25 protein-coding genes are annotated in these 25,143 nt (G+C 63.4%); 13 read left to right on the forward strand and 12 right to left on the reverse strand.

Annotated elements, in window-relative coordinates; translation table 11 throughout:
- Window positions 1-35: 35 nt before the first annotated feature.
- From mrdA to P3R38_RS21955, 5 genes are read right to left on the reverse strand one after another with little or no spacing between them, the layout of a single operon-like run.
- Window positions 36-1,925, reverse strand: a complete 1,890-nt coding sequence (gene mrdA / locus P3R38_RS21935; RefSeq protein WP_023382529.1) for a penicillin-binding protein 2 — start codon at window positions 1,923-1,925, stop codon at window positions 36-38.
- A 17-nt stretch (window positions 1,926-1,942) separates the two neighbouring features.
- Window positions 1,943-2,410 carry a 23S rRNA (pseudouridine(1915)-N(3))-methyltransferase RlmH gene (rlmH, locus tag P3R38_RS21940; protein ID WP_023382530.1) on the reverse strand — a complete coding sequence of 156 codons (468 nt, stop codon included), beginning with the start codon at window positions 2,408-2,410 and terminating at the stop codon, window positions 1,943-1,945.
- A gap of 9 nt (window positions 2,411-2,419) precedes the next feature.
- Window positions 2,420-2,839, reverse strand: a complete 420-nt coding sequence (gene rsfS, locus P3R38_RS21945; protein WP_023382531.1) for a ribosome silencing factor — start codon at window positions 2,837-2,839, stop codon at window positions 2,420-2,422.
- A gap of 43 nt (window positions 2,840-2,882) precedes the next feature.
- The gene (gene nadD, locus P3R38_RS21950; protein WP_049818785.1) at window positions 2,883-3,575 is read right to left on the reverse strand and encodes a nicotinate-nucleotide adenylyltransferase; all 693 of its coding nucleotides are present in this window, start codon (window positions 3,573-3,575) and stop codon (window positions 2,883-2,885) included.
- Window positions 3,544-4,815: a glutamate-5-semialdehyde dehydrogenase gene (locus P3R38_RS21955; protein WP_023382533.1), complete on the reverse strand. Its 1,272-nt coding sequence runs from the start codon at window positions 4,813-4,815 to the stop codon at window positions 3,544-3,546. Before P3R38_RS21955 ends, nadD begins: the two co-directional genes overlap by 32 nt.
- Window positions 4,816-5,101: 286 nt before the next feature.
- Here P3R38_RS21955 and P3R38_RS21960 point away from each other — a divergent pair, with 286 nt between their 5' ends.
- Both P3R38_RS21960 and P3R38_RS21965 read left to right on the forward strand, forming a co-directional pair.
- Window positions 5,102-5,794 (forward strand): DNA-3-methyladenine glycosylase, encoded by a 693-nt coding sequence (locus tag P3R38_RS21960; protein ID WP_023382534.1) that lies wholly within the window; start codon window positions 5,102-5,104, stop codon window positions 5,792-5,794.
- 3 nt (window positions 5,795-5,797) lie between these two features.
- On the forward strand, window positions 5,798-7,114 hold the full coding sequence (locus P3R38_RS21965) for a bifunctional DedA family/phosphatase PAP2 family protein (RefSeq protein ID WP_023382535.1): 1,317 nt from the start codon (window positions 5,798-5,800) through the stop codon (window positions 7,112-7,114).
- Between the two features lie 109 nt (window positions 7,115-7,223).
- Here P3R38_RS21965 and P3R38_RS21970 read toward each other — a convergent pair whose 3' ends face one another.
- Genes P3R38_RS21970 through P3R38_RS21980 form a run of 3 tightly spaced genes read right to left on the reverse strand, consistent with a single transcriptional unit; the run spans window position 7,224 to window position 8,902 of the window.
- Window positions 7,224-7,814 (reverse strand): LON peptidase substrate-binding domain-containing protein, encoded by a 591-nt coding sequence (locus P3R38_RS21970; protein WP_023382536.1) that lies wholly within the window; start codon window positions 7,812-7,814, stop codon window positions 7,224-7,226.
- Window positions 7,815-7,823: 9 nt separating this feature from the next.
- A complete protein-coding gene (locus P3R38_RS21975; RefSeq protein ID WP_023382537.1) occupies window positions 7,824-8,540 on the reverse strand; it encodes an LrgB family protein in 717 nt (238 codons plus the stop codon).
- Complete coding sequence (locus P3R38_RS21980; protein WP_023382538.1) at window positions 8,537-8,902, reverse strand: CidA/LrgA family protein; 366 nt, start codon at window positions 8,900-8,902, stop codon at window positions 8,537-8,539. The genes P3R38_RS21975 and P3R38_RS21980 overlap by 4 nt, the downstream gene beginning before the upstream one ends.
- A 143-nt stretch (window positions 8,903-9,045) precedes the next feature.
- Between P3R38_RS21980 and P3R38_RS21985 the strand changes: the two genes are divergently transcribed.
- The 3 genes from P3R38_RS21985 (at window position 9,046) to P3R38_RS21995 (ending at window position 11,976) form a co-directional block, all read left to right on the forward strand.
- Entirely contained in the window at window positions 9,046-9,501 is a 456-nt protein-coding gene (locus P3R38_RS21985; RefSeq protein WP_277686605.1) for a MaoC family dehydratase, read from the forward strand.
- Between the two features lie 69 nt (window positions 9,502-9,570).
- Window positions 9,571-11,304 carry a C13 family peptidase gene (locus P3R38_RS21990; RefSeq protein WP_277686606.1) on the forward strand — a complete coding sequence of 578 codons (1,734 nt, stop codon included), beginning with the start codon at window positions 9,571-9,573 and terminating at the stop codon, window positions 11,302-11,304.
- Between the two features lie 27 nt (window positions 11,305-11,331).
- Window positions 11,332-11,976 carry an oxidoreductase gene (locus P3R38_RS21995; protein ID WP_023382541.1) on the forward strand — a complete coding sequence of 215 codons (645 nt, stop codon included), beginning with the start codon at window positions 11,332-11,334 and terminating at the stop codon, window positions 11,974-11,976.
- A gap of 82 nt (window positions 11,977-12,058) precedes the next feature.
- On the opposite strand, the gene P3R38_RS22000 is transcribed toward P3R38_RS21995, so the two are convergent.
- The 4 genes from P3R38_RS22000 to P3R38_RS22015 form a co-directional block, all read right to left on the reverse strand.
- Window positions 12,059-12,346, reverse strand: coding sequence for a YceK/YidQ family lipoprotein (locus P3R38_RS22000; RefSeq protein WP_023382542.1), 288 nt, complete (start codon window positions 12,344-12,346; stop codon window positions 12,059-12,061).
- Window positions 12,343-12,972 carry a flavin prenyltransferase UbiX gene (ubiX, locus tag P3R38_RS22005; protein WP_023382543.1) on the reverse strand — a complete coding sequence of 210 codons (630 nt, stop codon included), beginning with the start codon at window positions 12,970-12,972 and terminating at the stop codon, window positions 12,343-12,345. The genes P3R38_RS22000 and ubiX overlap by 4 nt, the downstream gene beginning before the upstream one ends.
- Window positions 12,969-14,318 carry a UDP-N-acetylmuramate:L-alanyl-gamma-D-glutamyl-meso-diaminopimelate ligase gene (mpl, locus tag P3R38_RS22010; protein ID WP_023382544.1) on the reverse strand — a complete coding sequence of 450 codons (1,350 nt, stop codon included), beginning with the start codon at window positions 14,316-14,318 and terminating at the stop codon, window positions 12,969-12,971. Before mpl ends, ubiX begins: the two co-directional genes overlap by 4 nt.
- A gap of 66 nt (window positions 14,319-14,384) precedes the next feature.
- Entirely contained in the window at window positions 14,385-16,322 is a 1,938-nt protein-coding gene (locus P3R38_RS22015) for a sigma-54-dependent Fis family transcriptional regulator (RefSeq protein WP_277686607.1), read from the reverse strand.
- A 268-nt stretch (window positions 16,323-16,590) separates the two neighbouring features.
- On the opposite strand from P3R38_RS22015, the gene P3R38_RS22020 reads away from it, so the two are divergent.
- From P3R38_RS22020 to ppa, 8 genes are all read left to right on the forward strand, one after another.
- On the forward strand, window positions 16,591-18,111 hold the full coding sequence (locus P3R38_RS22020; RefSeq protein WP_023382546.1) for an aldehyde dehydrogenase family protein: 1,521 nt from the start codon (window positions 16,591-16,593) through the stop codon (window positions 18,109-18,111).
- A gap of 224 nt (window positions 18,112-18,335) precedes the next feature.
- Complete coding sequence (gene eat, locus P3R38_RS22025; RefSeq protein WP_023382547.1) at window positions 18,336-19,784, forward strand: ethanolamine permease; 1,449 nt, start codon at window positions 18,336-18,338, stop codon at window positions 19,782-19,784.
- Between the two features lie 49 nt (window positions 19,785-19,833).
- Entirely contained in the window at window positions 19,834-21,228 is a 1,395-nt protein-coding gene (locus P3R38_RS22030; protein ID WP_104881204.1) for an ethanolamine ammonia-lyase subunit EutB, read from the forward strand.
- Between the two features lie 8 nt (window positions 21,229-21,236).
- On the forward strand, window positions 21,237-22,055 hold the full coding sequence (eutC, locus tag P3R38_RS22035) for an ethanolamine ammonia-lyase subunit EutC (RefSeq protein ID WP_023382549.1): 819 nt from the start codon (window positions 21,237-21,239) through the stop codon (window positions 22,053-22,055).
- Window positions 22,056-22,162: 107 nt separating this feature from the next.
- Window positions 22,163-22,621 (forward strand): GNAT family N-acetyltransferase, encoded by a 459-nt coding sequence (locus P3R38_RS22040; RefSeq protein ID WP_023382550.1) that lies wholly within the window; start codon window positions 22,163-22,165, stop codon window positions 22,619-22,621.
- Window positions 22,622-22,926: 305 nt separating this feature from the next.
- On the forward strand, window positions 22,927-23,574 hold the full coding sequence (locus tag P3R38_RS22045; RefSeq protein WP_023382551.1) for a DedA family protein: 648 nt from the start codon (window positions 22,927-22,929) through the stop codon (window positions 23,572-23,574).
- 9 nt (window positions 23,575-23,583) lie between these two features.
- Window positions 23,584-24,399: a zinc-dependent peptidase gene (locus P3R38_RS22050; RefSeq protein WP_023382552.1), complete on the forward strand. Its 816-nt coding sequence runs from the start codon at window positions 23,584-23,586 to the stop codon at window positions 24,397-24,399.
- Window positions 24,400-24,492: 93 nt separating this feature from the next.
- On the forward strand, window positions 24,493-25,020 hold the full coding sequence (ppa, locus tag P3R38_RS22055) for an inorganic diphosphatase (protein ID WP_023382553.1): 528 nt from the start codon (window positions 24,493-24,495) through the stop codon (window positions 25,018-25,020).
- Window positions 25,021-25,143 lie beyond the last annotated feature (123 nt).

Raw genomic sequence — 25,143 nt, forward strand, 5'->3', positions numbered from 1 at the left:
GTCCTCGCTGGAGAGCATGCGATCGAAATTGTTCTTCACTGAGCCGTTTCCTGGGCAACGGTGGCAGGCGCGAACTCAGGCTTGAGCCGGCCGTTTTCGTCGAGCAGCCAGGCGTCCATGACCTGACGCACCACCGGGGCGGCGACACCAGAGCCGGATTCACCGTTCTCGACCATCACCGAGACCACGATCTTCGGATCGTCAGCCGGGGCGAAGGCAACGAACAGCGCGTGGTCGCGATGGCGCTCCTGCAGTTTGTTGCGGTCGTACTTCTCGCCTTGCTTGATCGCTACCACCTGCGCGGTACCGCTCTTGCCGGCAATCCGATACTGGGCACCCAGGGCAGCCTTGCGTGCTGTACCTCGGGCGTTGTGCATCACTTGTTCCATGCCATGGGTGACCTTGGCCCAATCGGACTTGTCACGCAGGACGATGTTCTCCATGGGGTTGTCGTCCACCGGGGGTTGACCTTCGATGGTCTTGGCCAGGTGCGGACGGTTCCACACGCCCTTGTTGGCGATCAGCGCGGTGGCCTGCGCCAGCTGCAGCGGCGTGGCCTGCATGTAGCCCTGGCCAATACCCAGGATCAGCGTCTCACCGGGGAACCAGGCCTGGCGACGGGTGGCGCGTTTCCACTCGCGGGACGGCATCAGGCCGGCCGATTCCTCGAACATGTCGAGGGAGACCTTCTGCCCGATACCGAACTTATTCATGTAGCTCGACAGCCGGTCGATGCCCATCTTGTGGGCAAGATCGTAGAAGTAGGTGTCGTTGGAACGCATGATGGCGGTATCCAGGTCGACCCAGCCATCGCCGGTGCGGTTCCAGTTGCGGTACTTGTGGTCGTAGTTGGGCAACTGGTAGTAACCCGGGTCGAACACCCGGCTGCTGGCGTTGACCACGCCACTGTCGAGGCCGGCGATGGCCACGGCAGGCTTGATGGTCGAGCCAGGCGGATACAAACCGCGCAGCACGCGGTTGAACAGTGGTCGGTCGATCGAGTCACGCAGCTCGGCATAGGCCTTGAAACTGATGCCGGTGACGAACAGATTCGGATCGAAGCTTGGCTGGCTGACCATCGCCAGCACCTCGCCGGTGCGCGGGTCAAGCGCGACCACCGCGCCACGCCGGCCACCCAGCGCTGCCTCGGCAGCCTCCTGCAGCTTGATATCCAGGCTCAGGACAATGTCCTTGCCCGGTTTCGGGTCGGTGCGCTTGAGCACCCGCAGCACACGGCCACGGGCGTTGGTCTCGACTTCCTCGTAACCTACCTGGCCATGCAGCTCGGCTTCGTAGAAGCGCTCGATGCCGGTCTTGCCGATGTGGTGGGTACCGCTGTAGTTCACCGGGTCGAGGGACTTGAGCTCTTTCTCGTTGATGCGCCCGACATAGCCGACCGAGTGGGCGAAGTGCGCACCTTGCGGGTAGTGGCGCACCAGCTGCGCAACCACTTCCACGCCAGGCAGGCGGAACTGGTTGACCGCCACGCGAGCGATCTGCTCTTCGTTCAGCTCGAACAGGATCGGCACCGGCTCGAACGGCCTGCGACCCTGGCGCATGCGCTTCTCGAACAGCGCGCGATCGTCGGGCGTCAATTCCAGCACTTCGACGATGGTATCCAGCACTTCCTGCCAGTTACCCGCACGTTCCCGGGTCATGGACAGGCTAAAGCTGGGCCGGTTGTCGGCGACGATCACGCCATTGCGGTCGAAGATCAGCCCCCGCGTTGGCGGGATGGGCTGGACATGCACCCGGTTGTTCTCGGACAACGTCGAGTGATAGTCGTACTGGATGATCTGCAGGTAGTACAGCCGCGCGATCAGCACGCAGATGAGCAACATGATCGCAACCGCGCCGACCACGACGCGGTTGCGCACCAGGCGGGCGTCTTTCTCGTGGTCCTTGAGACGGATCGGCTGCGACATCGGGCGGGCTTACAGGCTCATTTGTGATAAGGATGCCCGGACAGCACGGTCCAGGCGCGATAGATCTGCTCGCCGATGAGTATCCTTACCAATGGGTGCGGCAGGGTCAACGGCGACAGCGACCAGCGTTGCTCGGCGCGTGCACAGACTTCAGGCGCCAGCCCTTCCGGGCCACCCACCATCAAATTCACCGTGCGCGCGTCCAGGCGCCAGCGGTCCAACTCGGTCGCCAACTGCTCGGTGCTCCAGGGCTTGCCATGGACCTCGAGCGTGACGATGCGTTCCCCAGGCTGAACCTTGCTCAGCATGGCTTCGCCCTCCTGACGGATCAGGCGGGCGACGTCGGCATTCTTGCCACGAGTGTTCAGCGGGATTTCCACCAGCTCCAGCGACAGCTCAGGGGGCAGGCGCTTGGCATATTCATGCCAACCGTCCTCGACCCACTTGGGCATGCGCGAGCCGACCGCGATCAGGCGCAGACGCACGACGCTTCCTTATTCCCGATCCTTGAGCTTGTCGGAGTAGTCGTGGCTGTTCTCCGGGCTGTGGTGCTTGCCATCGGCCGAACGGCTCTGCTCGGCGCCCAGCCACAGACGCTCCAGGTCATAGAACTGACGGGCAGCGGCGGTCATCATGTGCACGATGACGTCGTTCAGGTCCAGCAGCACCCAGTCGCTGTCGCCCTTGCCTTCTTCACCCAGAGGCTGAGCGCCCTTGGCCTTGACCGCTTCACGGACCTTTTCCAGCATCGCGTTGATCTGACGATTGGAGGTACCGGTGGCAATGATCATGTAGTCGGTCAGGCTGTGCTTGTCGCGCACGTCGATGACCTGGATGTCCTGGGCCTTGACGTCTTCCAGCGCTGCCTTGGTCAGCTCGACCAGCTCTTCGCCATTGATTTTCTGCTTGCTCATAAAAAACTCTTTCAACTCGTTAGGTGAGGTGCCTGCGGCACCGTCAGTTAGGGGCACGGTACAGGTCGTGCGCCTCGATATAGGCCAGTACGGCGTCCGGCACCAGGTACCTCACCGACTTGCCGCTGGCCAGCAGCTGTCGGATCTGAGTAGCCGACACCGCAAGCGGCGTCTGCCAGACGAACGAAATATTCCCCGCCGGGCCGGACATGGCGGTGGGATCGCTCTCCGAGCGCGCCGCCAGAAGGTTGCGCAGCTCGTCAGGGGGTTCTACGTCGGCATCCGGGCGTTGCAGCACCAGGATGTGACAGTGTTGCAACAGCTCTTCCCAGCGATGCCAGCTAGGTAGGCCACAGAAGGCATCCCAACCCATCACCAGAAACAATTGGTCGGCAGCGCCCAGCTCGGCACGGATCGACTCCAGGGTATCGATGGTGTACGACGGCTTGTCGCGCTCCAGCTCCCGGGCATCCACGCTCAGGCATGCGACGCCTTGAACCGCCTCGCGAACCATCGCCAGCCGGTCCTGCGCCGCCACCTGCGGGGTGTCGCGGTGCGGTGGCCGGGCGTTGGGCAGCAGGCGCAACTCATCCAGCGCCATGAACTCGGCAACCTCCAGCGCGCTGCGCAGGTGGCCGATGTGCACGGGGTCGAATGTGCCGCCTAGAACGCCAATGCGCCGGACTGCCTGGGCCTTGCTCAACTCAGCAGGACTCCTGGCCGCGTAGCTGGCCATCACCGATCACCACGTACTTCTCGCAGGTCAGCCCTTCCAGGCCGACCGGGCCGCGAGCATGCAGCTTGTCGGTGGAAATGCCAATCTCAGCACCCAGGCCATATTCGAAACCATCGGCGAAGCAGGTCGGGGTATTGAGCATCACCGATGCGGAATCGACCTCGGCCATGAACTGGCGGGCCTGCCCCTGGTGTTCGGTGATGATCGAATCGGTATGGTGCGAGCCATAGTGGTTGATGTGCTCGATGGCCTGGTCCAGGCCGTCGACCACTCGAATCGACAGGATCGCGTCGAGGTACTCGGTGTGCCAGTCGTCCTCGGTGGCCGGCTTGGCATCGATCAGCGCCCGGGTGCGTTCGCAACCGCGCAGCTCGACCCCTTTCTCGGCGAAGCGGCGGGCCATTTCCGGCAGGAAGCCTTCGGCCACGCGCTGGTCGACCAACAGGGTTTCCATCGCCCCGCAGATGCCATAACGGTAGGTCTTGGCGTTGAAGGCCACACGCCAGGCCTTGTCGAGGTCGGCATGCTCGGCCACATAGACGTGGCAGATGCCGTCGAGGTGCTTGATCACCGGGACCCGGGCGTCACGGCTGATGCGCTCGATCAGCCCTCGACCACCACGCGGCACGATCACATCGACGAACTCCGGCATGCTGATCAAGGCGCCCACGGCTTCGCGGTCGGTGGTCTCGACCACCTGCACCACCGCCGCCGGCAGGCCGGCCTCAGCCAAGCCACGTTGAATGCAGGTGGCGATGGCGCGGTTGGAGTGGATGGCCTCGGAACCACCGCGCAGGATGGTGGCGTTACCCGACTTCAGGCACAGGCTGGCAGCATCGATGGTCACGTTGGGACGCGACTCGTAGATGATCCCGATCACACCAAGCGGCACGCGCATCTTGCCCACCTGGATGCCCGACGGGCGGTAGCTCATGTCACGGATCGCACCGACCGGGTCCGGCAGGCTGGCCACCTGGCGCAGGCCGGTGATCATGCCGTCGATACGCGCCGGGGTCAGCGCCAGGCGGTCCAGCAGGGCTGGCTCCAGGCCATTGGCACGTCCGGCGGCCAGGTCCAGTTCGTTGGCTGCGGCGAGCTCGTCACGGGCAGCATCCAGCGCATCGGCGGCAGCTTGCAGGGCGCGGTTTTTCTGCGCGGTGCTGGCACGGGCGATCACCCGGGAGGCCTGGCGAGCAGCGCGACCCAAACGGGTCATATAGTCAAGAACGGACTCAGTCATGGGTTCGGTGTCTTGGCGAAGGGGAAATCGGCTGATTATAACTGTCGCGCAGGTATACGCCCAGCGGCGGGTGGCGGATGGTAGAAAATGGTAGCGGGGAATGCCTGGGAAAGATGTAACCGCTCTTATCGAAATTGCTTCAAGCCACCTCGACCTGATCGCCGGCAAGCCGGCTCTACCGGGCCTTGGACTGACTTGCCGCGATGCGACGGCATTTCCTCAGCTTCAGCCTCGGTTAAGCCAATCATTGTTATCATCGCCGCCTCTGAAACGACGAACCGCCAGCATGCCAGCTACCGCACCCTGCCCTGCCCGCGCCCTGCCCGACAGCTTCTTCGACCGCGACGCCCAGACGCTCGCCAAGGACCTGCTGGGTAAAGTCATCCGCCATCGCCACGGCGACCTGTGGCTGGCGGCGCGCATCATCGAAACCGAGGCCTACTACCTGACCGACAAAGGCAGCCACGCCTCGCTCGGCTACACAGACAAGCGCAAGGCACTGTTTCTCGATGGCGGGCACATCTACATGTACTACGCCCGCGGCGGCGATTCGCTGAATTTCAGCGCCCAGGGTCCAGGCAATGCGGTGCTGATCAAGTCGGGCTATCCGTGGGTGGACGCCCTTTCGGATGCCAACAGCCTGGCACGGATGCAACTGAACAACCCCGATGCCAGCGGCAACCTGCGCCCGGCCGAGCGCCTGTGTGCGGGCCAGACGCTGCTGTGCCGGGCGCTGGGCCTGAAGGTACCGCGCTGGGACGCCCAACGCTTCGACCCCGAAAACCTCTATGTCGAAGACTGCGACATACAGGTCCCTCGGATTGTGCAATGCGCCCGACTGGGCATTCCCACAGGCCGCGACGAGCATCTGCCGTACCGCTTCGTCGACGCCGAGTACGCCCGCTTCTGTACCCGGAACCCGCTGCGCCGGGGACAAGTCGAAGGGCATGATTTCTTCACTCTCGAACAAGGAAGCTGATAGATGGGCCAATGGCTCGATAGCCTGACTGGCTGGCTCAGCGCCAACCCTCAGTGGCTTGGCCTGGCAATTTTCCTGGTGGCCTGCGTGGAGTGCCTGGCCATCGCCGGCATCATCGTGCCAGGGACCGTGCTGCTGTTCGCCGTCGCCGTGCTCGCGGGTAGCGGCACGTTCGGCCTTGGCGAAACGCTGCTGCTCGGTTTCCTGGGCGGCCTGCTCGGCGATGCGATTTCGTACACGATCGGCAAGCACTTCCACCAGAACATCCGCCGCCTCCCCGTGTTGCGCCACCACCCGGAATGGATTGGCAGCGCCGAAAACTACTTCCAACGCTATGGCATCGCCAGCCTGCTGGTAGGCCGCTTCATCGGCCCGCTGCGCCCGATGCTGCCCATGGTCGCGGGCATGTTCGACATGCCCCTGCCGCGCTTTATTGCCGTCAGCCTGGTGGCGGGCGCCGGGTGGTCAGTGGCGTACCTGCTGCCAGGCTGGGCCACCGGTGCGGCCATGCGCCTGCCTCTGCCGGAAGGCTTCTGGCTGGATGCAGGAATCATCGGCGGCAGCCTTGCGGTGCTGATCGGTCTGAGTCTGAGCAGCAGCATTCGCGATCAACGTCATGGCACACGGCTGATCGCCGGCCTGAGCTTCCTGGCGCTGCTGGGACTGTTCCTTGGCTGGCCTTATCTGCATGAGTTCGATCAAGGCGTGATGAGCCTGGTCCAGGAGCACCGCAGCCAGGTCATCGATGGCGCCGTGGTGCTGGTGACCCGCCTGGGCGATTTCCGTACCCAGCTGTTCCTCGGAGGGTTGCTCACTGGCTTGCTGCTGCTTGCCCGCCAATGGCGCCATGCGCTGTTTGCCGGCGGCGCACTGATGGGAACGGCCATTGCCAACGGCACACTGAAATGGTTGTTCGCCCGGGCTCGACCTGAGGTGCTGACCGACCCATTGACCAGCTACAGCATGCCCAGCGGGCACAGTTCGGCCTCGTTCGCATTCTTCGTGGTGCTGGCGTTGCTGGCCGGACGCGGGCAGCCACCGAGGATGCGCCTGACCTGGGTGCTGCTGGGCTGCATTCCTGCCCTGGCCATTGCGCTGTCGCGAGTGTATCTGGGGGCGCACTGGCCGACTGATATTCTGGCCGGCGCATTGCTGGCTTGCTGCGTCTGCGCGGTCAGCCTGACGCTGGCCCAGCACCGCCAGCCGCTGGGTGCCTTGCCGCTGCGAGTGTGGTGGCTGGTGTTGCCGGCCTGTATCGCGCTACTGGCGTTCTTTGCCCTGCATGCGCTGCCTCAGGCGTTGTTGCGGTATCAGTATTGAGCCTGGCGGGGGTTGTTGGCGCCTGTGAGAGCGCGCACCGCCGGTGCGGCGCATCGCGAGCAAGGCTCGCTCCTACGCTGGTGAGGGGCCTTGCTCGAATCGATGACCTTCAGGCAAACAGCTCGCCCTGGATGCGCTCCAGCAGTTTCTGGATTTCAGCCAACCGCTCCTGAGGCGAGTCGATCGCCAGCAAGTCCAGCTTGTCCTCCTCCATGAACGGCAACAGATACGCCAGCTGATTAGACAAGGCCTGCCGCCCATCGACCTCCCGAGGCATGTCCAGAGCTTCGACCATCGGGTGCTCACCCAAGGCCACCAGCAACGCCAGCAGGTCATCATCGTGCTCGGTCAAAGGGCTGTCGGCCTGCTCCGGCAACCAATTGACTTCCCCGACCAACAACTGGTCCTTCTGCACCTCGGTCTGGCTCAGCTCGAAGCGTCGAACACCTTCCACACGAATACCCAGCAGGCCGTTCTCCTGCTGCACGAAATCGCGAATCATCGCTTCGCAGCCAATCGACGCGACCACTGGCGGCGCCTTGCCGACCTGCTCGCCTTCCAGGATGCAGACCACTCCAAAACCTTCGCCCTTCTTCATGCAGCGCCCGATCATGTCCAGGTAGCGCGCTTCGAAGATCTGCAAGTCGAGCAGGCAGCCGGGAAACAGCACGGTATTGAGGGGAAACAGCGGTAGCGTCATCACAACTCCTCAGGCCACCAGGCTGACGGCCAAGGGCAGGAATACTGCCGTGGCCACGCCCATCAGGCTCATCGCCAGCGCTGCGAAGGCGCCGCATTCGTCACTTTCCTGCAAGGCCACCGAGGTCCCCACGGCGTGCGCCGTGACGCCCAGGGACATGCCGCGCGCCTCGGGGTTGTGGACCCCGAAACGGGTCAGCAAGGCCGGGCCGAAGATCGCCCCGATCACCCCGGTAATCAACACGAACACCGCCGCCAACGCCGCCACGCCGCCGATCTGCTCGGCCACCAGCATGGCGATTGGCGAGGTCACCGACTTCGGCGCCATGGTCATCAGAATCATGTGTTCGGCGCCAAACCACCTGCCCAGCAGTAGGCAGGCCACAGTCGCGAACAAGCCTCCGACTACCAGCGTAGTAAATGTCGGCCAGAACAACTGCCGGATCCGTCGAAGGTTCAGATACAGCGGTACCGCCAAGGCTACCGTGGCCGGGCCCAGGAGGATGTTCATGATTTCGGTGCTCTTGCGGTATTCGGCGTAATCGATGCCGCAGGTCAGCAACACGCCGATCACCAGCACCATCGACACCAGCACTGGCTGCAGGAAGATCCAGCGAGTCTTCTCATAGGCGGCCAGCACGATCTGGTAGGCCCCCAGCGTGATGCCTATGCCGAACAGCGGGTGATGGATAACAGCATCGAGCGCGCCTTGCCAATCGAGGTTCATGGCCGCTCCTCGCCGCGCTGGCCTTGGCGCTGCATGAGCTTCTGCATGAGCACGCCGACGAACACCAGGGTCACCAGGCAAGAAATGAACAGAGCACCCACGATGGCCCAGAAATCGGCGGCGATATCCTTGGCATACACCATCACCCCCACCGCTGGTGGCACCAGCAACAGCGGCAAGTAGCGCAGCAGGCTGCTGGCCGCTTCGTTCAACGGCTGGCCCACTTCACCGCGGGCCATCAGGAAGCATAACAACAGCAGCAGACCGATGATCGGCCCCGGCAGGATCGGCACGAACAAATGGTTGATCGCCGTACCCAGCAGCTGAAACAGCACTAGCCAGGTCAAACCACGCAACAGCATAAGCATCTCCTTCGGGCATGGCGGCCATTATAAGCACGCCCGACTGATAAGCCGATATTCGCCGAAAAGCTGGCAACTTGACTGGAACGGTTCATCGTGCTGATCTTGCACCTTCGTACCAAAAGACAACTTGGAGAGTCGCGATGCCTTATGTACCGGTTACAGAGCTTTCGCAGTACGTTGGTAAGGAACTGGGGCGCTCCGCGTGGTTGAAGATCGACCAGCAGCGCATCAACCTGTTCGCCGAGGCCACCGGCGACTTTCAATTCATCCATGTCGACCCGGAAAAAGCCGCGAAAACCCCATTCGGCACGACCATCGCCCATGGTTTCCTGACCCTTTCGCTGATCCCCAAGCTCATGGAAGACATTCTGGTCCTGCCAGAGGGCCTGAAGATGGTCGTCAACTATGGCCTGGACAGCGTGCGCTTCATCCAGCCAGTGAAAGTCGACAGCCGGGTGCGCCTGAAAGTCGAGTTGGTCGATGCCCTCGAGAAGAAGCCAGGCCAGTGGCTGCTAAAGGCCACCGTCACACTGGAAATCGAGAGCGAAGAAAAACCGGCCTACATCGCCGAGCCGCTGTCGCTCTGTTTCGTTTGACCTCTCATCAGGGCCGCAAAGCGGCCCATTCTGCGGCATACTCGGCAGATCTATTGCCCGGATCCCGCCATGCGTCCACTGCTCCCCCTAGCCCTGACCCTGTTACTCGCTGCCTGCGGTGATGGCGAATCGCTTCTTCCGCCGGATGCACGTCTGCCTGACGGAGGGCGCTACCGCGGTGAAGTGGTCAATGGCGTGCTGCAGGGCGAAGGGCGTATCGACTACCCCAACGGCAGCTGGTACGCCGGCACGTTCAAGGATGGCCAATGGCACGGCCAAGGTGAGTGGCATGGACGCAACGGCGAGGTCTATCGAGGGCAATTCGCCGAAGGCCTGTTCCAGGGGCTGGGCGACCTGACGACGCCTGGCAGCCATTATGCCGGCACCTTCAGCCATGGCCGCCGGGACGGCGAGGGCACGCTCAAGCAAGCCGACCAGACCTACCGCGGCCAGTTCAAGGACGACCTGTACGAAGGCGCCGGCGAACTGGAACTGGCCGATGGCAGCCGCTACCAGGGCCTGTTCGCCAGGGGCAAGCCCAACGGGGCGGGCGTGCGCAGCGATGCCAGTGGCAACCAGTTCAGCGGCCGTTTCGTCGACGGCCTGCTGCAAGGCAGCGGCACCTACGACAGCGTCGATGGCGAACAGTACATCGGCGAATTCAAGGACAACCGCCTGGAAGGCCGAGGGCGCTATGAAAACGCCGACGGCGATGTCTGGATCGGCGAGTTCAAGGATGGATCGCTCAGCGGCGAAGGTGAGTTGTTGGGCAGCGATGGCAGCCACTACAAGGGCAACTTCGTCGATTGGCGCCTGTCTGGCCAGGGCAACCTGCAGTTGGCCGATGGCAGCCGTTATATCGGCAGTTTCCAGAATGACGCCTATCACGGCCGCGGCAAGCTGATACAGGCCAATGGCAAGGTCGAGGCCGGGTACTGGGTCAACGGTGTGCGCGTGCGCGACCAGAAAGGCACTTTGCTGCCCGACCCGCTGGACCTGGCCCTGCTCAATCAGGGCCGCCTGCTGGAAGACGCCCTGGCCAAGGTACCTCGCTCCGCCCCGCCCGTTCAGCTGTACAGCCTGGTGGTTGGCGGCGATGGCCAGCAAAGCGTCTTCCTGCGCGAAGCAGACTATGTCAGCAACATGCTCAAGGTGCGCTTCGGCGCCCGGGGCCAAGTCACCCTGGTCAACCATCGCGACCACATGACCACGCGCCCCATGGCCACCCGCGAGAACATCACCCGTGCCGCCCGCATCCTCGCCGAGCGCAGTGGCCCGGAGGACCTGGTGTTCATCTACCTGACCAGCCATGGCAGCCAGGACCACCAACTGGTACTCGACCAGCCGCGCCTGCAACTGGCCGACCTGTCCGCCGATGAACTGGCCAGCGCACTGGCTCCGCTCAAGGAACGCGACAAGGTGATCGTCATCTCCGCCTGCTATTCCGGTGGCTACATCACCCCGCTCAAGGATGATCGGACGGTCATCATGACCGCGGCACGTGCTGATCGGGTGTCCTTCGGCTGCTCCGAGGAAGCGGATTTCACCTACTTTGGCGACGCCCTGTTCGCCGAGGCGCTGAACCAGACCGACGATTTGAAACTGGCGTTTGAACTGGCCCGGACCAGCGTTGCCGAACGTGAACGAAGGGAAGGTTTCGAAGCCTCGGAGCCTCAGATATGGGCACCACCCGCAGTACTGGCACACTGGCAGCAGTTGCGCCGACAGCAGGCCGAGGAAGCCTTACGTAACGCGGCACAAGCCCCTGTGGGGGAGCAGGCAAAAAAGCCCGGCAACCACTAAGCTTGTGTGTAACAAGGGAGAGACATCATGTACTTGACGCCTCAGCATGTCCTGCTTGCCGGAGCCACGGGCCTGACGGGTGAACACCTGCTCGACCGCCTGCTCAACGAACCCACCATCAGCCGCGTGCTGGCGCCTACCCGCCGCCCCCTGGCCGAGCACCCACACCTGGAAAACCCGGTCGGCGACCCTGCAGTGTTTCTCCCCCAGCTGGCCGGCCGGGTCGACATCGCCTTCTGTTGCCTGGGGACCACCCTCAAGCAAGCGGGCTCCGAATCCGCCTTTCGCGCGGTCGACCTGGACATGGTCGTGGCATTCAGCAAGCGTGCCCGGGAAATGGGCGCTCGGCACCTGCTGGTGGTCAGCGCCCTGGGTGCCGATCCCAAGTCGTCGATTTTCTACAACCGGGTCAAGGGTGAAATGGAAGAAGCCCTCAAAGCCCAGGATTGGCCGCAACTGACCATCGTACGGCCGTCGCTGCTGCTGGGCGAACGTGTCGAGCCGCGGCTTGGCGAACGATTGGCGTCGCCATTTGCCCGTCTGATCCCAGGCAAGTACCGGGGCATCGAAGCCTGCACCCTGGCGCGGGCGCTCTGGCGGCTGGCGTTGGAGGAAGAGGACGGCGTGCGGATTATCGAGTCCGACGAGTTGCGAAGGCTGGGCAAGAAGTAGGCGCCGCCGAGGGCTTCTGCGCGGGTGAAACCGCTCGCACACGCCTTCTCGGCACTTTAGGCAGCAGACCTGCTTTGGGCCATCAAAGGCCGCCGGTGGCCTGAAACCCAACCCCCGCCGCCGTCAGCAGGGACAACGGCAGCAACAGGGTATCGAGCAACAGGCTACCCGGCAGGTCCAGCCCAGGATACGCCGGCGCCTCGGCGCCGAAGCGGTCCTTCGGGCAGCACCCGCCGTTGATCACGTACACGTCCAGACGCGTGCCGGCATATACCAGCGGTGCGCCCGGTTTGTTGGCATCCAGCGTACGCACCGTCGCACAACCGCCGAGCAACAGCGTGGCGAGCAGCCCGACCAGCGCCGGCTTCAATCATCGACCCCGAAGTGGTGCTCGCCCCAGCGCGGTAGCATGTCCTGCGGAATATTGAGCAGGTTGAGGATGCGCGCCACCACGAAGTCGACCAGGTCGTCGAGGGTCTGCGGCTGATGATAGAACCCCGGCGCCGCCGGCAAGATCACCGCCCCCATCTGCGACAGCTTGAGCATGTTTTCCAGGTGGATGGTCGAGAGCGGCGCCTCCCTCGGCACAAGAATCAACTGGCGACGCTCCTTGAGGGTGACATCCGCAGCCCGCTCGATCAGGTTGTTGCAAGCACCTGTAGCGATCGCCGACAACGTGCCGGTGGAACACGGCACCACCACCATCGCCGCCGGGGCTCCCGAACCGGAGGCGACTGGCGACATCCAGTCCTCCTTGCCATACACACGGATCTGCCCATCGGCTGCGCCAGTGTACTCGGTCAGAAACGCCTGCATGGCCTGGGGCTTGGCCGGCAACACCACGTCGGTTTCGGTGGACATGACCAGTTGCGCTGCCTTGGAAATCAGGAAGTGCACCTCACGGTCCTCGCGCACCAGGCAGTCGAGCAGGCGCAGGCCATACTGCGCCCCCGAGGCACCGGTCATGGCCAGTGTGATGCGTTCCGGCCCGCTCACTTCAAGGCCTCGGCCAGTTTGCCGTGCAGGCCGCCAAAGCCGCCGTTGCTCATGATCACCACATGGGTGCCCGGACGCGCCTGGCCCTTGACCCGCTCGATGATCGCCTCGAGGCTGTCCGCCACGATCGCCGGCACCTTGCACTGCGCAGCAGTGGCCGCCAGGTCCCAGCCCAGGTTAGGCGGCGCATACCAGATCACTTGGTCGGCATCCGTCACACTGCCGGGCAAACCCTCGCGGTGGGCGCCGAGTTTCATGGAATTGGAGCGAGGCTCGATCACGGCGATGATCGGCGCCTCGCCTACCCGCTTGCGCAGGCCATCAAGGGTGGTGGCAATGGCCGTCGGGTGGTGGGCGAAGTCGTCGTAGAGGGTCACGCCCTGCACTTCGGCGACCTTTTCCATGCGCCGCTTGACGCTCTTGAAGGCACTCAGGCCCTCGATCCCCATGGCCGGTACCACGCCCACATGGCGAGCGGCGGCCAGGGTCGCCAGCGCGTTGGCGACGTTGTGCTGGCCGGTCAGCGCCCAGTCCACCACGCCCTGCGCCTGACCTTCGAACAGCACTTCGAAGCGCGAACCATCGGCGCTGAGCAGCTTGGCTTGCCATTGGCCACCTTCGCCGGTGGTTTGCACCGGGGTCCAGCACCCCATGCCGATCACCCGCTCGAGTGCCGGCTCGGTGGTGGGATGAATGACCAGGCCCTCGCTGGGGATAGTGCGCACAAGATGGTGGAATTGCCGCTCGATGGACGCCAGATCAGGGAAGATATCCGCGTGATCGAACTCAAGGTTGTTCAGAATCGCAGTGCGTGGGTGGTAGTGGACGAACTTGGAGCGCTTGTCGAAGAAGGCGCTGTCGTACTCGTCAGCCTCGACCACGAAGAACGGGGTGTCGCCCAGGCGTGCGGACACCGAGAAGTTCTGCGGCACCCCGCCGATCAAAAAGCCCGGGCTCATGCCCGCATGCTCCAGCACCCAGGCCAGCATGCTGCTGGTGGTGGTCTTGCCGTGGGTACCCGCCACGGCCAGGACCCAACGCCCCTGCAAGACATGGTCGGCCAGCCACTGCGGGCCGGACACATATGGCAGGCCTTTGTTCAGCACGTACTCCACGGCCGGGTTGCCGCGCGACATGGCGTTACCGATGACTACCAGATCCGGCGCCGGGTCGAGCTGAGCCGGGTCGTAGCCCTGGGTCAGTTCGATGCCCTGGGCCTGGAGCTGGGTGCTCATCGGCGGATAGACGTTGGCGTCCGAGCCGGTGACGCGGTGGCCGAGCTCTTTGGCCAGCACCGCCAGCGAGCCCATGAATGTGCCGCAAATACCGAGAATGTGAATATGCATGGTCGACCTCGCAAAACTTCGAGGCAGGGTAGCCCAGGGCGCAGGAAATCGCACCCGCTGTTTCGCTCAGACGACCCTGGCGATGCCGTGTTTACGCAGTTTTCGATACAAGGTATTGCGGCTGATCCCCAGATGCTCGGCGACATGGGTCATGTGCCAGTGTTTTGCCTCTAATGTGGCCAGCAGCGTGTCGCGTTCGGCACTTTGCAGCGGCGCGCCCATCGCCAGCACGCCTCCGCCCTCAGCGGCGGTGTCGTCAACGTCGCGATCGAGGGTGGCGCCTTCGCGTACGATGGCAGGGAGATCGAGGTATTCGATGCGGCCGTCGTCACACAGCGCCACCAGAGTGCGCAGCACATTGCGCAGCTGCCGCACGTTCCCCGGCCAGGCAAAGCCCAATAATGCCCTACGCGCCTCGGGGGCCAATTGCACGACCTGCCCCTGCGACTCCTGGCGTAACAGGAACTCCAGCAACTGCTCTTTGTCGCTTCGCGCGCGCACCGCCGGCAGCGCTACTTCAAGGCCGTTGAGGCGGTAGTAAAGGTCTTCGCGGAAACAGCCCTGCTCAACCCGCTCGAGCAGGTCTCGGTGGGTGGCGCTGATGATGCGTACATCCACTGCCTGGGGCTCACCGCCGATGGGCACCACCTGGCGCTCTTCCAACACGCGCAGCAAGCGGGTTTGCAGGGCGAACGGCATGTCTCCGATTTCGTCCAGCAACAAGGTGCCGCCATCGGCCTGAAGCAGCTTGCCGCGCATGCCTTCCTTGCGCGCCCCAGTGAAACTCCCACCGCGATAGCCGAACAACTCGCTCTCGATCAGGCTCTCTGGGATCGAGGCGCAGTTGACCGCCACGAACGGCTTGCCACGGCGTTGGCTCGCCTGGTGCACGGCCTGGGCGAAGGCCTCTTTGCCACAGCCGGTCTCACCGCGCAGCAGCAAGGGTACATCACGCTCGAACACCCGCACCGACCTGCGAAACTCATGCTGCAGCGCCGGGTCGAGCAAGCAAATGCCCGGCTCTGCCACAGTGGGAGCCTGAGGCAAGCTCACCGGCACCGACCACGCCGGCGCCCGCGCCCGACCGCGCAGGCTGGCAAACACCAGGCGGCCATCACGGGTATGCAGCGGCCAGGCGGTGCTGCCCTGGGGCTGGGCCCGGCTGAACAAGTCGTCATGACTGCAGGCGAAGAACTGCTCCATCGGCTTGCCCAGCAACCCGCCACGAACGGTGCCCAACAGGTTCAGTGCGCTCTGGTTGGCCGCGCAGATGCGCCCTTCGCCATCGAAGGCCAGCAACCCTTCGCTGAACAGCCCCACCGACTCGGCCTGCAAGTGAAAGCGCAGCAGCCACTGCTGCTCGAAATGGCGCAGGAAGTAACAGCTTTCGATCATCTTGGCCGACAGGTTGACCAGCGCCATGGTGTGGAACTGGCTCTGGCGCGAGACGTCAGGCCGCGCCGACGACACATCGAGCACCGCCAGCAACTCGCCATGGGGGTCGAAGACCGGGCTCGCCGAGCATGTCAGCCCGGTGTGGCGGCCACGGAAGTGCTCGTTCTGGTGGATGGTCAACGCCTGGCGCTCGACCAGACACGTGCCGATGCCATTGGTGCCCTCACGGGCTTCGCTCCAGTCGGCGCCCAGCCACAGGCCGGCGCGCTCGAAACTGCGGCGCTCGGTAGGAGCAGTGACACAATTGAGGATGACCCCGCGAGCGTCGGTCAACAGCACCGCGTGGCCGGCACCGGAGAGTTGCTGATGCAGGCTGTTCATTTCGCTATCGGCGATCTTGAGCACCTGGCGCAGGCGCTCACGGCTCTCCAGCAGACGCCCATGCTCAAGCACCACAGGGGCTTCGATCAGCGCCGGATCGAGGTGATAGTCCTCCAGGCAACGCAGCCAGGAACGGGCGATGGAGGGATCGCTGCCGGCGCCGCCCGCCTCGCCGCGGGCGACGGTATGCACTTGCTGGGCATGGCTGCTGAACGGGTTGCTCTGCATTTGTTGTTGTTCTCCGCAGATAGAGATTCCCGTCAGCATCCTCCACCTGACCTTCCATTGCAATGGCACCGGGACTGCCCAGTCACACAGCGTGTCGCAAACGGTACAAAGTGTCACCCACCCCGTGCCAACGCTGGCACAGCACACGCCTGGCGCGCCTGTAAAACTGTCCCAACTCATTGATTTACAAGGGGTGCAAAGCACTGGCCCAACCTTTGCTCTACGCTTTACCAGCTCCCTAACAAACACAATAGCCAGGAGACACACCATGCGTTACGCACATCCCGGTACCGAAGGCGCGAAGATTTCCTTCAAGAGCCGCTACGGAAACTACATCGGTGGTGAGTTCGTTCCTCCGGTCAAGGGTGAGTACTTCACCAACACCTCTCCGGTGAACGGTCAGCCGATCGCCGAATTCCCTCGCTCCACTGCCGAAGACATCGAGAAAGCCCTGGACGCAGCCCACGCCGCTGCCGATGCCTGGGGCCGCACCTCGGTGCAGGACCGCTCGAACGTCCTGCTGAAGATCGCCGACCGCATCGAGCAAAACCTCGAAGTGCTGGCCATCACTGAGACCTGGGACAACGGCAAGCCGATCCGTGAAACCCTCAACGCCGACATTCCGCTGGCCGTCGATCACTTCCGCTACTTCGCCGGTTGCATCCGCGCCCAGGAAGGCGGCGCCGCCGAGATCAACGAAAACACCGTGGCCTATCACATCCACGAGCCGCTGGGCGTGGTCGGGCAGATCATCCCGTGGAACTTCCCGCTGTTGATGGCGGCCTGGAAACTCGCGCCGGCCTTGGCCGCTGGCAACTGCGTGGTGCTCAAGCCCGCCGAGCAGACCCCGCTGGGCATCACCGTGCTGCTCGAGCTGATTGGCGACCTGCTGCCCAAAGGCGTGCTAAACGTGGTGCAAGGCTATGGTCGCGAGGCCGGTGAGGCCCTGGCCACCAGCAAACGCATCGCCAAGATCGCCTTCACCGGCTCCACCCCGGTGGGCTCGCACATCCTCAAGTGCGCTGCCGAGAACATCATCCCGTCCACCGTCGAGCTGGGCGGCAAGTCGCCGAACGTGTACTTCGAAGACATCATGCAGGCCGAGCCGAGCTTCATCGACAAGGCCGCCGAAGGCATGGTGCTGGCGTTCTTCAACCAGGGCGAGGTCTGCACCTGCCCGTCGCGGGCGCTGGTGCAAGAGTCGATCTACTCGCAGTTCATGGAAGTGGTGATGAAGAAGGTGCTGCAGATCAAGCGCGGCGACCCGCTGGACACCGACACCATGGTCGGCGCCCAGGCCTCGCAGCAGCAATTCGAGAAAATTCTCTCGTACCTGGACATCGCCCAGGAAGAAGGCGCCGAGCTGCTCACCGGCGGCAAGGTGGAGAAACTCGAAGGGACCCTGGCCACCGGGTACTACATCCAGCCGACCCTGCTTAAGGGCACCAACAAGATGCGCGTGTTCCAGGAGGAAATCTTCGGCCCGGTCGTCAGCGTCACCACCTTCAAGGACGAAGCCGAGGCCCTGGCCATCGCCAACGACACCGAGTTCGGCCTCGGTGCTGGCGTGTGGACCCGCGACATCAACCGCGCCTACCGCATGGGCCGTGGCATCAAGGCAGGCCGCGTGTGGACCAACTGCTACCACCTGTACCCGGCGCATGCCGCGTTCGGTGGCTACAAGAAGTCCGGCGTCGGTCGTGAAACCCACAAGATGATGCTCGACCACTACCAGCAGACCAAGAACCTGCTGGTGAGCTACGACATCAACCCGCTGGGCTTCTTCTAGACCGCGTTGCCTTCTTCGCGGGTAGACCCGCTCCCACAGGGACCGCACAGGTTTCCCTTCCAGTGCGGTCACCGTGGAAGCGGGCTCACCCGCGAGGGGGCCAGACCTGCGGCGTCAAAGCCAGGGCGGCATCCGTGCACCATCCGCTCTGGCTCGCTTCCTGCAACCTCTATCACCAAGGGCCGGAATCCTTCTGGCCACCAAGAAAAAAAACAGGTGAAACCATGCCAAGCGATCATTCCGCCGGCACGCCGGCAGGCTCTTCCGTCGACTTCGAAAAAGTCGGCTCGGATTATTTCCAGCAACGTGAACTGAAAAAAGGCGCCGCCGGCTGGGTCCTGCTGGTAGGCCTAGGCGTTGCCTATGTAATTTCCGGCGACTACGCCGGCTGGAACTTCGGCCTGGCCCAAGGTGGCTGGGGCGGCATGTTCCTGGCCACCCTGCTGATGGCCACCATGTACCTGTGCATGTGCTTTTCCCTGGCAGAGCTGTCCTCGATGATCCCCACCGCAGGCGGCGGCTATGGCTTTGCCCGCAGCGCCTTCGGGCCTTGGGGCGGTTTCCTGACCGGGACGGCCATCCTGATCGAATACGCCATCGCCCCGGCCGCCATCGCCGTGTTCATCGGCGCCTACTGCCAGTCGCTGTTCGGCATCGGCGGCTGGATGATCTACCTGGCGTTCTACATCGTGTTCATCGGGATCCACATCTTCGGGGTCGGCGAGGCACTGAAGCTGATGTTCATCATCACCGCGATCGCCGCCATCGCCCTGGCTGTCTTCTTGGTGGGCATGTTGCCCCATTTTGATGCAGCCAACCTGTTCGACATCGCCAAAACCGACGCGGTGGGCGCCAGCAGCTTCCTTCCATTCGGCTATGTCGGTGTGTGGGCGGCCATTCCCTACGCCATCTGGTTCTTCCTGGCTGTCGAGGGCGTGCCGCTGGCCGCTGAAGAAACCAAGAACCCGCGTCGCGACCTGCCGCGCGGCCTGATCGGTGCCATGCTGGTACTGCTGGCATTCGCCCTGCTGATTCTCGTGGTTGGCCCAGGTGGCGCGGGCTCCGAGGCCCTCAAGGCATCCGGCAACCCGCTGGTCGAGGCCTTGGCCAAAGCCTATGGCGGGTCCACCTGGATGGGCAGCTTCGTCAACCTCGTGGGCCTGGCTGGCCTGATCGCCAGTTTCTTCTCAATCATCTACGCGTACTCCCGGCAGATCTTCGCCCTGTCCCGCGCCGGCTATCTGCCGCGCAAACTCTCGGAAACCAACAAGAGCAAGGCACCGGTCCTGGCGCTGGTCATCCCCGGTATCATCGGTTTCGCACTGTCGCTGACCGGCCAAGGCGACCTGCTGATCCTGGTGGCAGTGTTTGGCGCCACCCTGTCCTACGTACTGATGATGGCCGCGCATATCACCTTGCGCATCCGCCGGCCGAAGATGGAGCGCCCCTACCGCACCCCCGGCGGCATCTTCACCTCCAGCGTGGCCCTGGTACTGGCCTGCATCGCAGTGGTCGCCGGTTTCCTGGTCGACCCGCGGGTGGTGATTGGCGCCGCGGTGATCTATGGAGTATTAATTGCCTACTTTGCTTTCTACAGCCGCCACCATCTGGTAGCGGGCACACCGGAAGAGGAATTCGCCGCGATTCAGAAGGCTGAAGAGGCCCTGCACTGATCGCCGACACCCGTCGCGGGCCACGCCCGCGGCGCTCTGGAGAATCTGTATGGCAAGTTTCGTACACACCGTGGGCCATCTGGTCTACCGCTTCGACAGCCTCAAAGAGGTCATGGCCAAGGCCAGCCCGGCGCGTTCGGGTGATTACCTGGCCGGCGTCGCCGCCAGCAACGACGGTGAACGGGTCGCCGCGCAAATGACCCTGGCCAATATCCCGCTCACTCACTTTCTCAACGAAGCGCTGATTCCCTACGAAGAAGACGAAGTCACCCGCCTGATCGTCGATACCCATGACGCCGAGGCGTTCGCAGCGGTCAGCCACCTGACCGTGGGCGGCCTGCGCGACTGGCTGCTCAGCGACCAGGCCAACGAAGACAGCCTGCGTGCCCTGGCCCCGGGCCTGACGCCGGAAATGGCCGCGGCGGTGTCGAAGATCATGCGGGTGCAGGACCTGGTGCTGGTGGCTCAGAAAATTCGCGTGGTCACTCGTTTTCGCGGCACCATGGGCCTGCGCGGTCGCCTGTCCACCCGCCTGCAGCCCAACCACCCCACCGACGAACCCGCGGGGATCGCCGCCAGCATCCTCGACGGTTTGCTGTACGGCAATGGCGACGCCATGATCGGCATCAACCCGGCCACCGACAGCATCGCGTCGATCTGCGCCCTGCTGGAAATGCTCGACGCCATCATCCAGCGCTACGACATCCCCACCCAGGCCTGCGTGCTGACCCACGTCACCACCTCGATCGAAGCGATCAACCGTGGCGTGCCGCTGGACCTGGTGTTCCAGTCGATTGCCGGCACCGAGGCAGCCAACGCAGGCTTTGGCATCAACCTAAACGTCCTGCAGGAAGGCTACGAAGCGGGTCTTTCGCTCAAGCGCGGCACCCTCGGGCAAAACCTCATGTACTTCGAAACCGGCCAGGGCAGCGCGCTGTCGGCCAATGCCCACCACGGTGTCGACCAGCAAACCTGCGAAACCCGCGCCTACGCCGTGGCTAGGCACTTCAAGCCATTTCTGGTGAACACGGTGGTCGGTTTCATCGGCCCGGAGTACCTGTACAACGGCAAGCAGATCATCCGCGCCGGCCTCGAGGACCATTTCTGCGGCAAGCTGCTCGGCGTGCCCATGGGCTGCGACATCTGCTACACCAACCACGCCGAAGCCGACCAGGACGACATGGACACCCTGCTGACCCTGCTGGGTGTAGCCGGGATCAACTTCATCATGGGTATCCCCGGCTCCGACGACATCATGCTCAATTACCAGACCACCTCGTTCCACGACGCGCTGTATGCGCGCCAGACCCTGGGCCTCAGACCCGGCCCCGAATTCGAGGCCTGGCTCGAGCGTACCGGCATCTTCACCCAGGCCGACGGCCGGGTGCGTTTCGGTGACAACCTGCCGCCGGCTTTCCGCCAGGCTTTGGCACAGCTTGCATAGGGATGACCATGGACCATCGCACGCCTACCCCTGACAACCCCTGGCTGGCCCTGCGCAACCTGACCCCGGCACGCATCGCCCTAGGCCGCGCCGGCACCAGTCTGCCGACCGGCGCCCAGTTGGATTTCCAGTTTGCCCATGCCCAGGCCCGCGACGCGGTACACCTGCCCTTCGACCATGAAGGCCTGAGCACTCAGCTCAGCGACCGTGGTCGCGAGAGCCTGGTGCTGCACAGCGCGGCCAGCGACCGTCACCAGTACCTGCAACGGCCCGACCTCGGTCGGCGCCTGAACGAAGACTCGGCAGCCTTGCTGCGCCAGCATGCTCAAGCCAACCCGGGTGGCGTCGACCTTGCCATCGTGGTGGCCGATGGGCTCTCGGCCCTGGCCGTGCACCGCCATACCCTGCCCTTCTTGACCCGATTCGAAGAGCAGGCGGCCGCCGACGGCTGGACCAGCGCCCCGGTAGTACTGGTCCAGCAAGGGCGGGTTGCGGTGGCCGACGAAGTGGGCGAGCTGCTGGGTGCCCGCATGACCGTCATGCTGATCGGCGAACGACCAGGGCTCAGTTCCCCTGACAGCCTTGGGCTGTACTTCACCTACGCGCCAAAGGTCGGTCTAACCGACGCCTACCGCAACTGCATCTCCAACGTGCGCCTGGAAGGGCTGAGCTACGGCATGGCCGCTCACCGTCTGCTATACCTGATGCGCGAAGCCTGTCGCCGGCAATTGTCCGGAGTGAATCTGAAGGACGAAGCCGAGGTCCATAGCCTCGACAGTGAACATGCCCCCAGCCCAAAAGGTAACTTCCTGCTGGGAAAAGGGTAAAAAACATGTCACGGAAGGCGGATTGCGCTCGAAGCCCGCATTGGGCAGGATGCCATCAGAGCCACTGGCAATCCGCTGTTTCCCCAAATGGACTCTGAGGGCTGCACATGCGCATCATCAAGGCAACGCTGGAACACCTCGACCTGCTGACCCCGCTGTTCGTCAAATACCGTGAGTTCTATGGGCAACTGCCCTACCCGGACAGTTCGCGCAGCTTCCTGGAAAAACGCCTGAAACGCGACGAGTCAGTGATCTACCTGGCGCTACCGGATGACGACGACCACAGGCTGCTGGGCTTCTGCCAGCTCTACCCAAGTTTTTCGTCGCTGTCGCTCAAGCGCGTCTGGATTCTCAACGACATCTACGTGGCCGAGGACTCCCGACGCATGCTGGTGGCCGACCACCTGATACGTGAAGCCAAGAAAATGGCCAAGGACACCAATGCCGTGCGCATGCGGGTATCCACCAGCGCCAACAACGAAGTGGCACGCAAGACGTACGAGTCGATCGGCTTTCGCAAGGACACCGAGTTCGAGAGCTACGTGCTGCCGATCCAGTTGGATTGAAGCCAGTCGCCAACCTCTGAAAAGCTGGCACGACGCCTGTGGGAGGGGCGGTACGGCGATTGGCCTAGATTGCCTGCACGGCGGATATAAACGCTCCCACAGGCTCAGCTGAATCGGCTGGTCCGCCGCCGCCCGTTGGTAACCCCCCGCTACAATCTCTCCGGGCACGATTCCTACTTCGCCGTATAATGCCTCCCTCTGTCATGTGTGAATTTTTACCCATTGCGCGGTAAACAAGCCCACGCCCTTGGCATTGTCCGTCATCGCGTGCCCGTCGTAGCGGGTCAAGAACACAGGTGCTGTACATGGATTTCAACCCGCTGGACCTCATCCTGCATCTCGATGCGTACCTCGATCTGCTGGTCACCAATTACGGTCCCTGGATCTACGCCATCCTGTTCACCGTGATTTTCTGCGAGACCGGCCTGGTGGTGATGCCGTTCCTGCCGGGCGACTCGCTGCTGTTCATCGCAGGGGCCGTTGCCGCGGGCGGTGGCATGGACCCGGTGCTCCTGGCAGGCCTGCTGATGGCGGCGGCAATCATGGGCGACAGCACCAACTACATCATCGGGCGAACCGCGGGCGAACGGCTGTTCAACAACCCCGAGTCGAAGATATTCCGTCGTGACTACCTGCAGCGCACCCACGAGTTCTACGAACGCCATGGCGGCAAGACCGTGACCCTGGCGCGCTTCCTGCCGATCCTGCGCACCTTCGCGCCCTTCGTGGCCGGCATAGCCCACATGCACTACCCGCGCTTTTTGGCCTTCAGCGTCGCGGGCTCGGTACTTTGGGTCGGAGGCCTGGTGACCTTGGGCTTCTTCTTCGGCAACGTGCCGTTCATCAAGCAGCACCTGTCGCTGATGGTGGTGGCCATCATCTTCCTGTCGCTAGTGCCGATGATCCTCGGCTTGCTGCGCAGCCGCCTGGGCCGCGCGGCCAAGGCCCACTGACCACAGCCCATGTGGTCGTTGAGCGCCTGGCGGCGCAAGCGCACCCTGGCGCGCTTCCCGGTCACCGCACAGCAGTGGCAGGTGGTCCGCGACCATCTGCCGATGCTCGATGGCATCAGTGATGAAGAGGACCGCTGGCTGCGCGAGGCCTGCATCCTCTTCCTGCACGACAAACACCTCACCACCCTGCCCGGCGTCGAACTCAGTGACGAACAGCGCCTGTTCCTCGCCGCCCAGGCACAACTGCCGCTGATGCACCTGGGTGACCTGAACTGGTACCAGGGTTTTCACGAAATCATCCTCTACCCCGACGATTTCAAAAGCCCCCAGCGCCACCGTGACAGCAGCGGTGTCGAGCACGTCTGGGATGCCGAGCACAGCGGTGAGGCCTGGCAGCAGGGCCCGGTGATCATGGCGTGGCCCGGCGTGCTGGCCAGCGGTGGCTGGGAGGCCTACAACCTGGTCATCCACGAGCTGGCACACAAGCTCGACATGCTCAACGGCGATGCCAACGGCCTGCCGCCGCTGCACAGCGGCATGCACGTAGAGCATTGGGCCAGCGCCATGCAAGCGGCCTACGACGACCTCAACCGGCAACTGGATGCCGACCCCGACGCAGAGACCGCCATCGACCCTTATGCCGCCGAGAACCCGGCGGAGTTCTTTGCCGTCAGCAGCGAATACTTCTTCAGCGCTCCCGACCTGCTGCAGGGCAGTTATCCACAGGTGTACCATCAACTGTCGCTGTTCTACCGGCAGGACCCGCTGGCCCGCCTGACCCGGCTGTTGGCGGAGCATCCGGACTACCGCGAAAGCCACGCCTGATGCGGCCGCACATCAGGCCAGGCGTGGCATGCCCGGGCAGAATGTGCCTATAATCGCCGCCACTTTTTTGATCAAACACGGGGGCATAGCCCAATGAGCTACAGCAAGATCCCGGCTGGCAAAGACCTGCCGAACGACATCTACGTCGCCATCGAGATCCCGGCCAACCACGCGCCGATCAAATACGAGATCGACAAGGACAGCGACACCCTGTTCGTTGACCGCTTCATGGCCACCCCGATGTTCTACCCAGCCAACTACGGCTACATCCCCAACACCCTGGCTGACGACGGTGATCCGCTGGACGTGCTGGTCGTTACCCCCTACCCGGTTGCCCCAGGCTCGGTCATCCGCGCCCGTCCGGTTGGCGTCCTGCACATGGACGACGAAAGCGGTGGCGATGCCAAAGTCCTGGCCGTACCACACGACAAGCTGAGCCAGCTGTACGTCGACGTGAAGGAATACACCGACCTGCCAGCCCTGCTGCTGGAGCAAATCAAGCACTTCTTCGAGAACTACAAAGACCTCGAGAAAGGCAAGTGGGTCAAGGTCAAGGGCTGGGCAGGCGCCGACGCCGCCCGCGCCGAGATCACCAAATCGGTTGCAGCCTACAAGGGCTGATACCGATTGGAAAAAAACCCCGCTTCGGCGGGGTTTTTTGTAAGCGAAATTCAAACCTCGAAGGTTGGCTGTAAGTAATCCTACTTAGTCCTAATCCATTTCCCACAACTCAGGCAGCTTGCC

This window comes from Pseudomonas sp. NyZ480 (genome assembly GCF_029537255.1).
Taxonomy (GTDB): Bacteria; Pseudomonadota; Gammaproteobacteria; order Pseudomonadales; family Pseudomonadaceae; genus Aquipseudomonas; species Aquipseudomonas taiwanensis.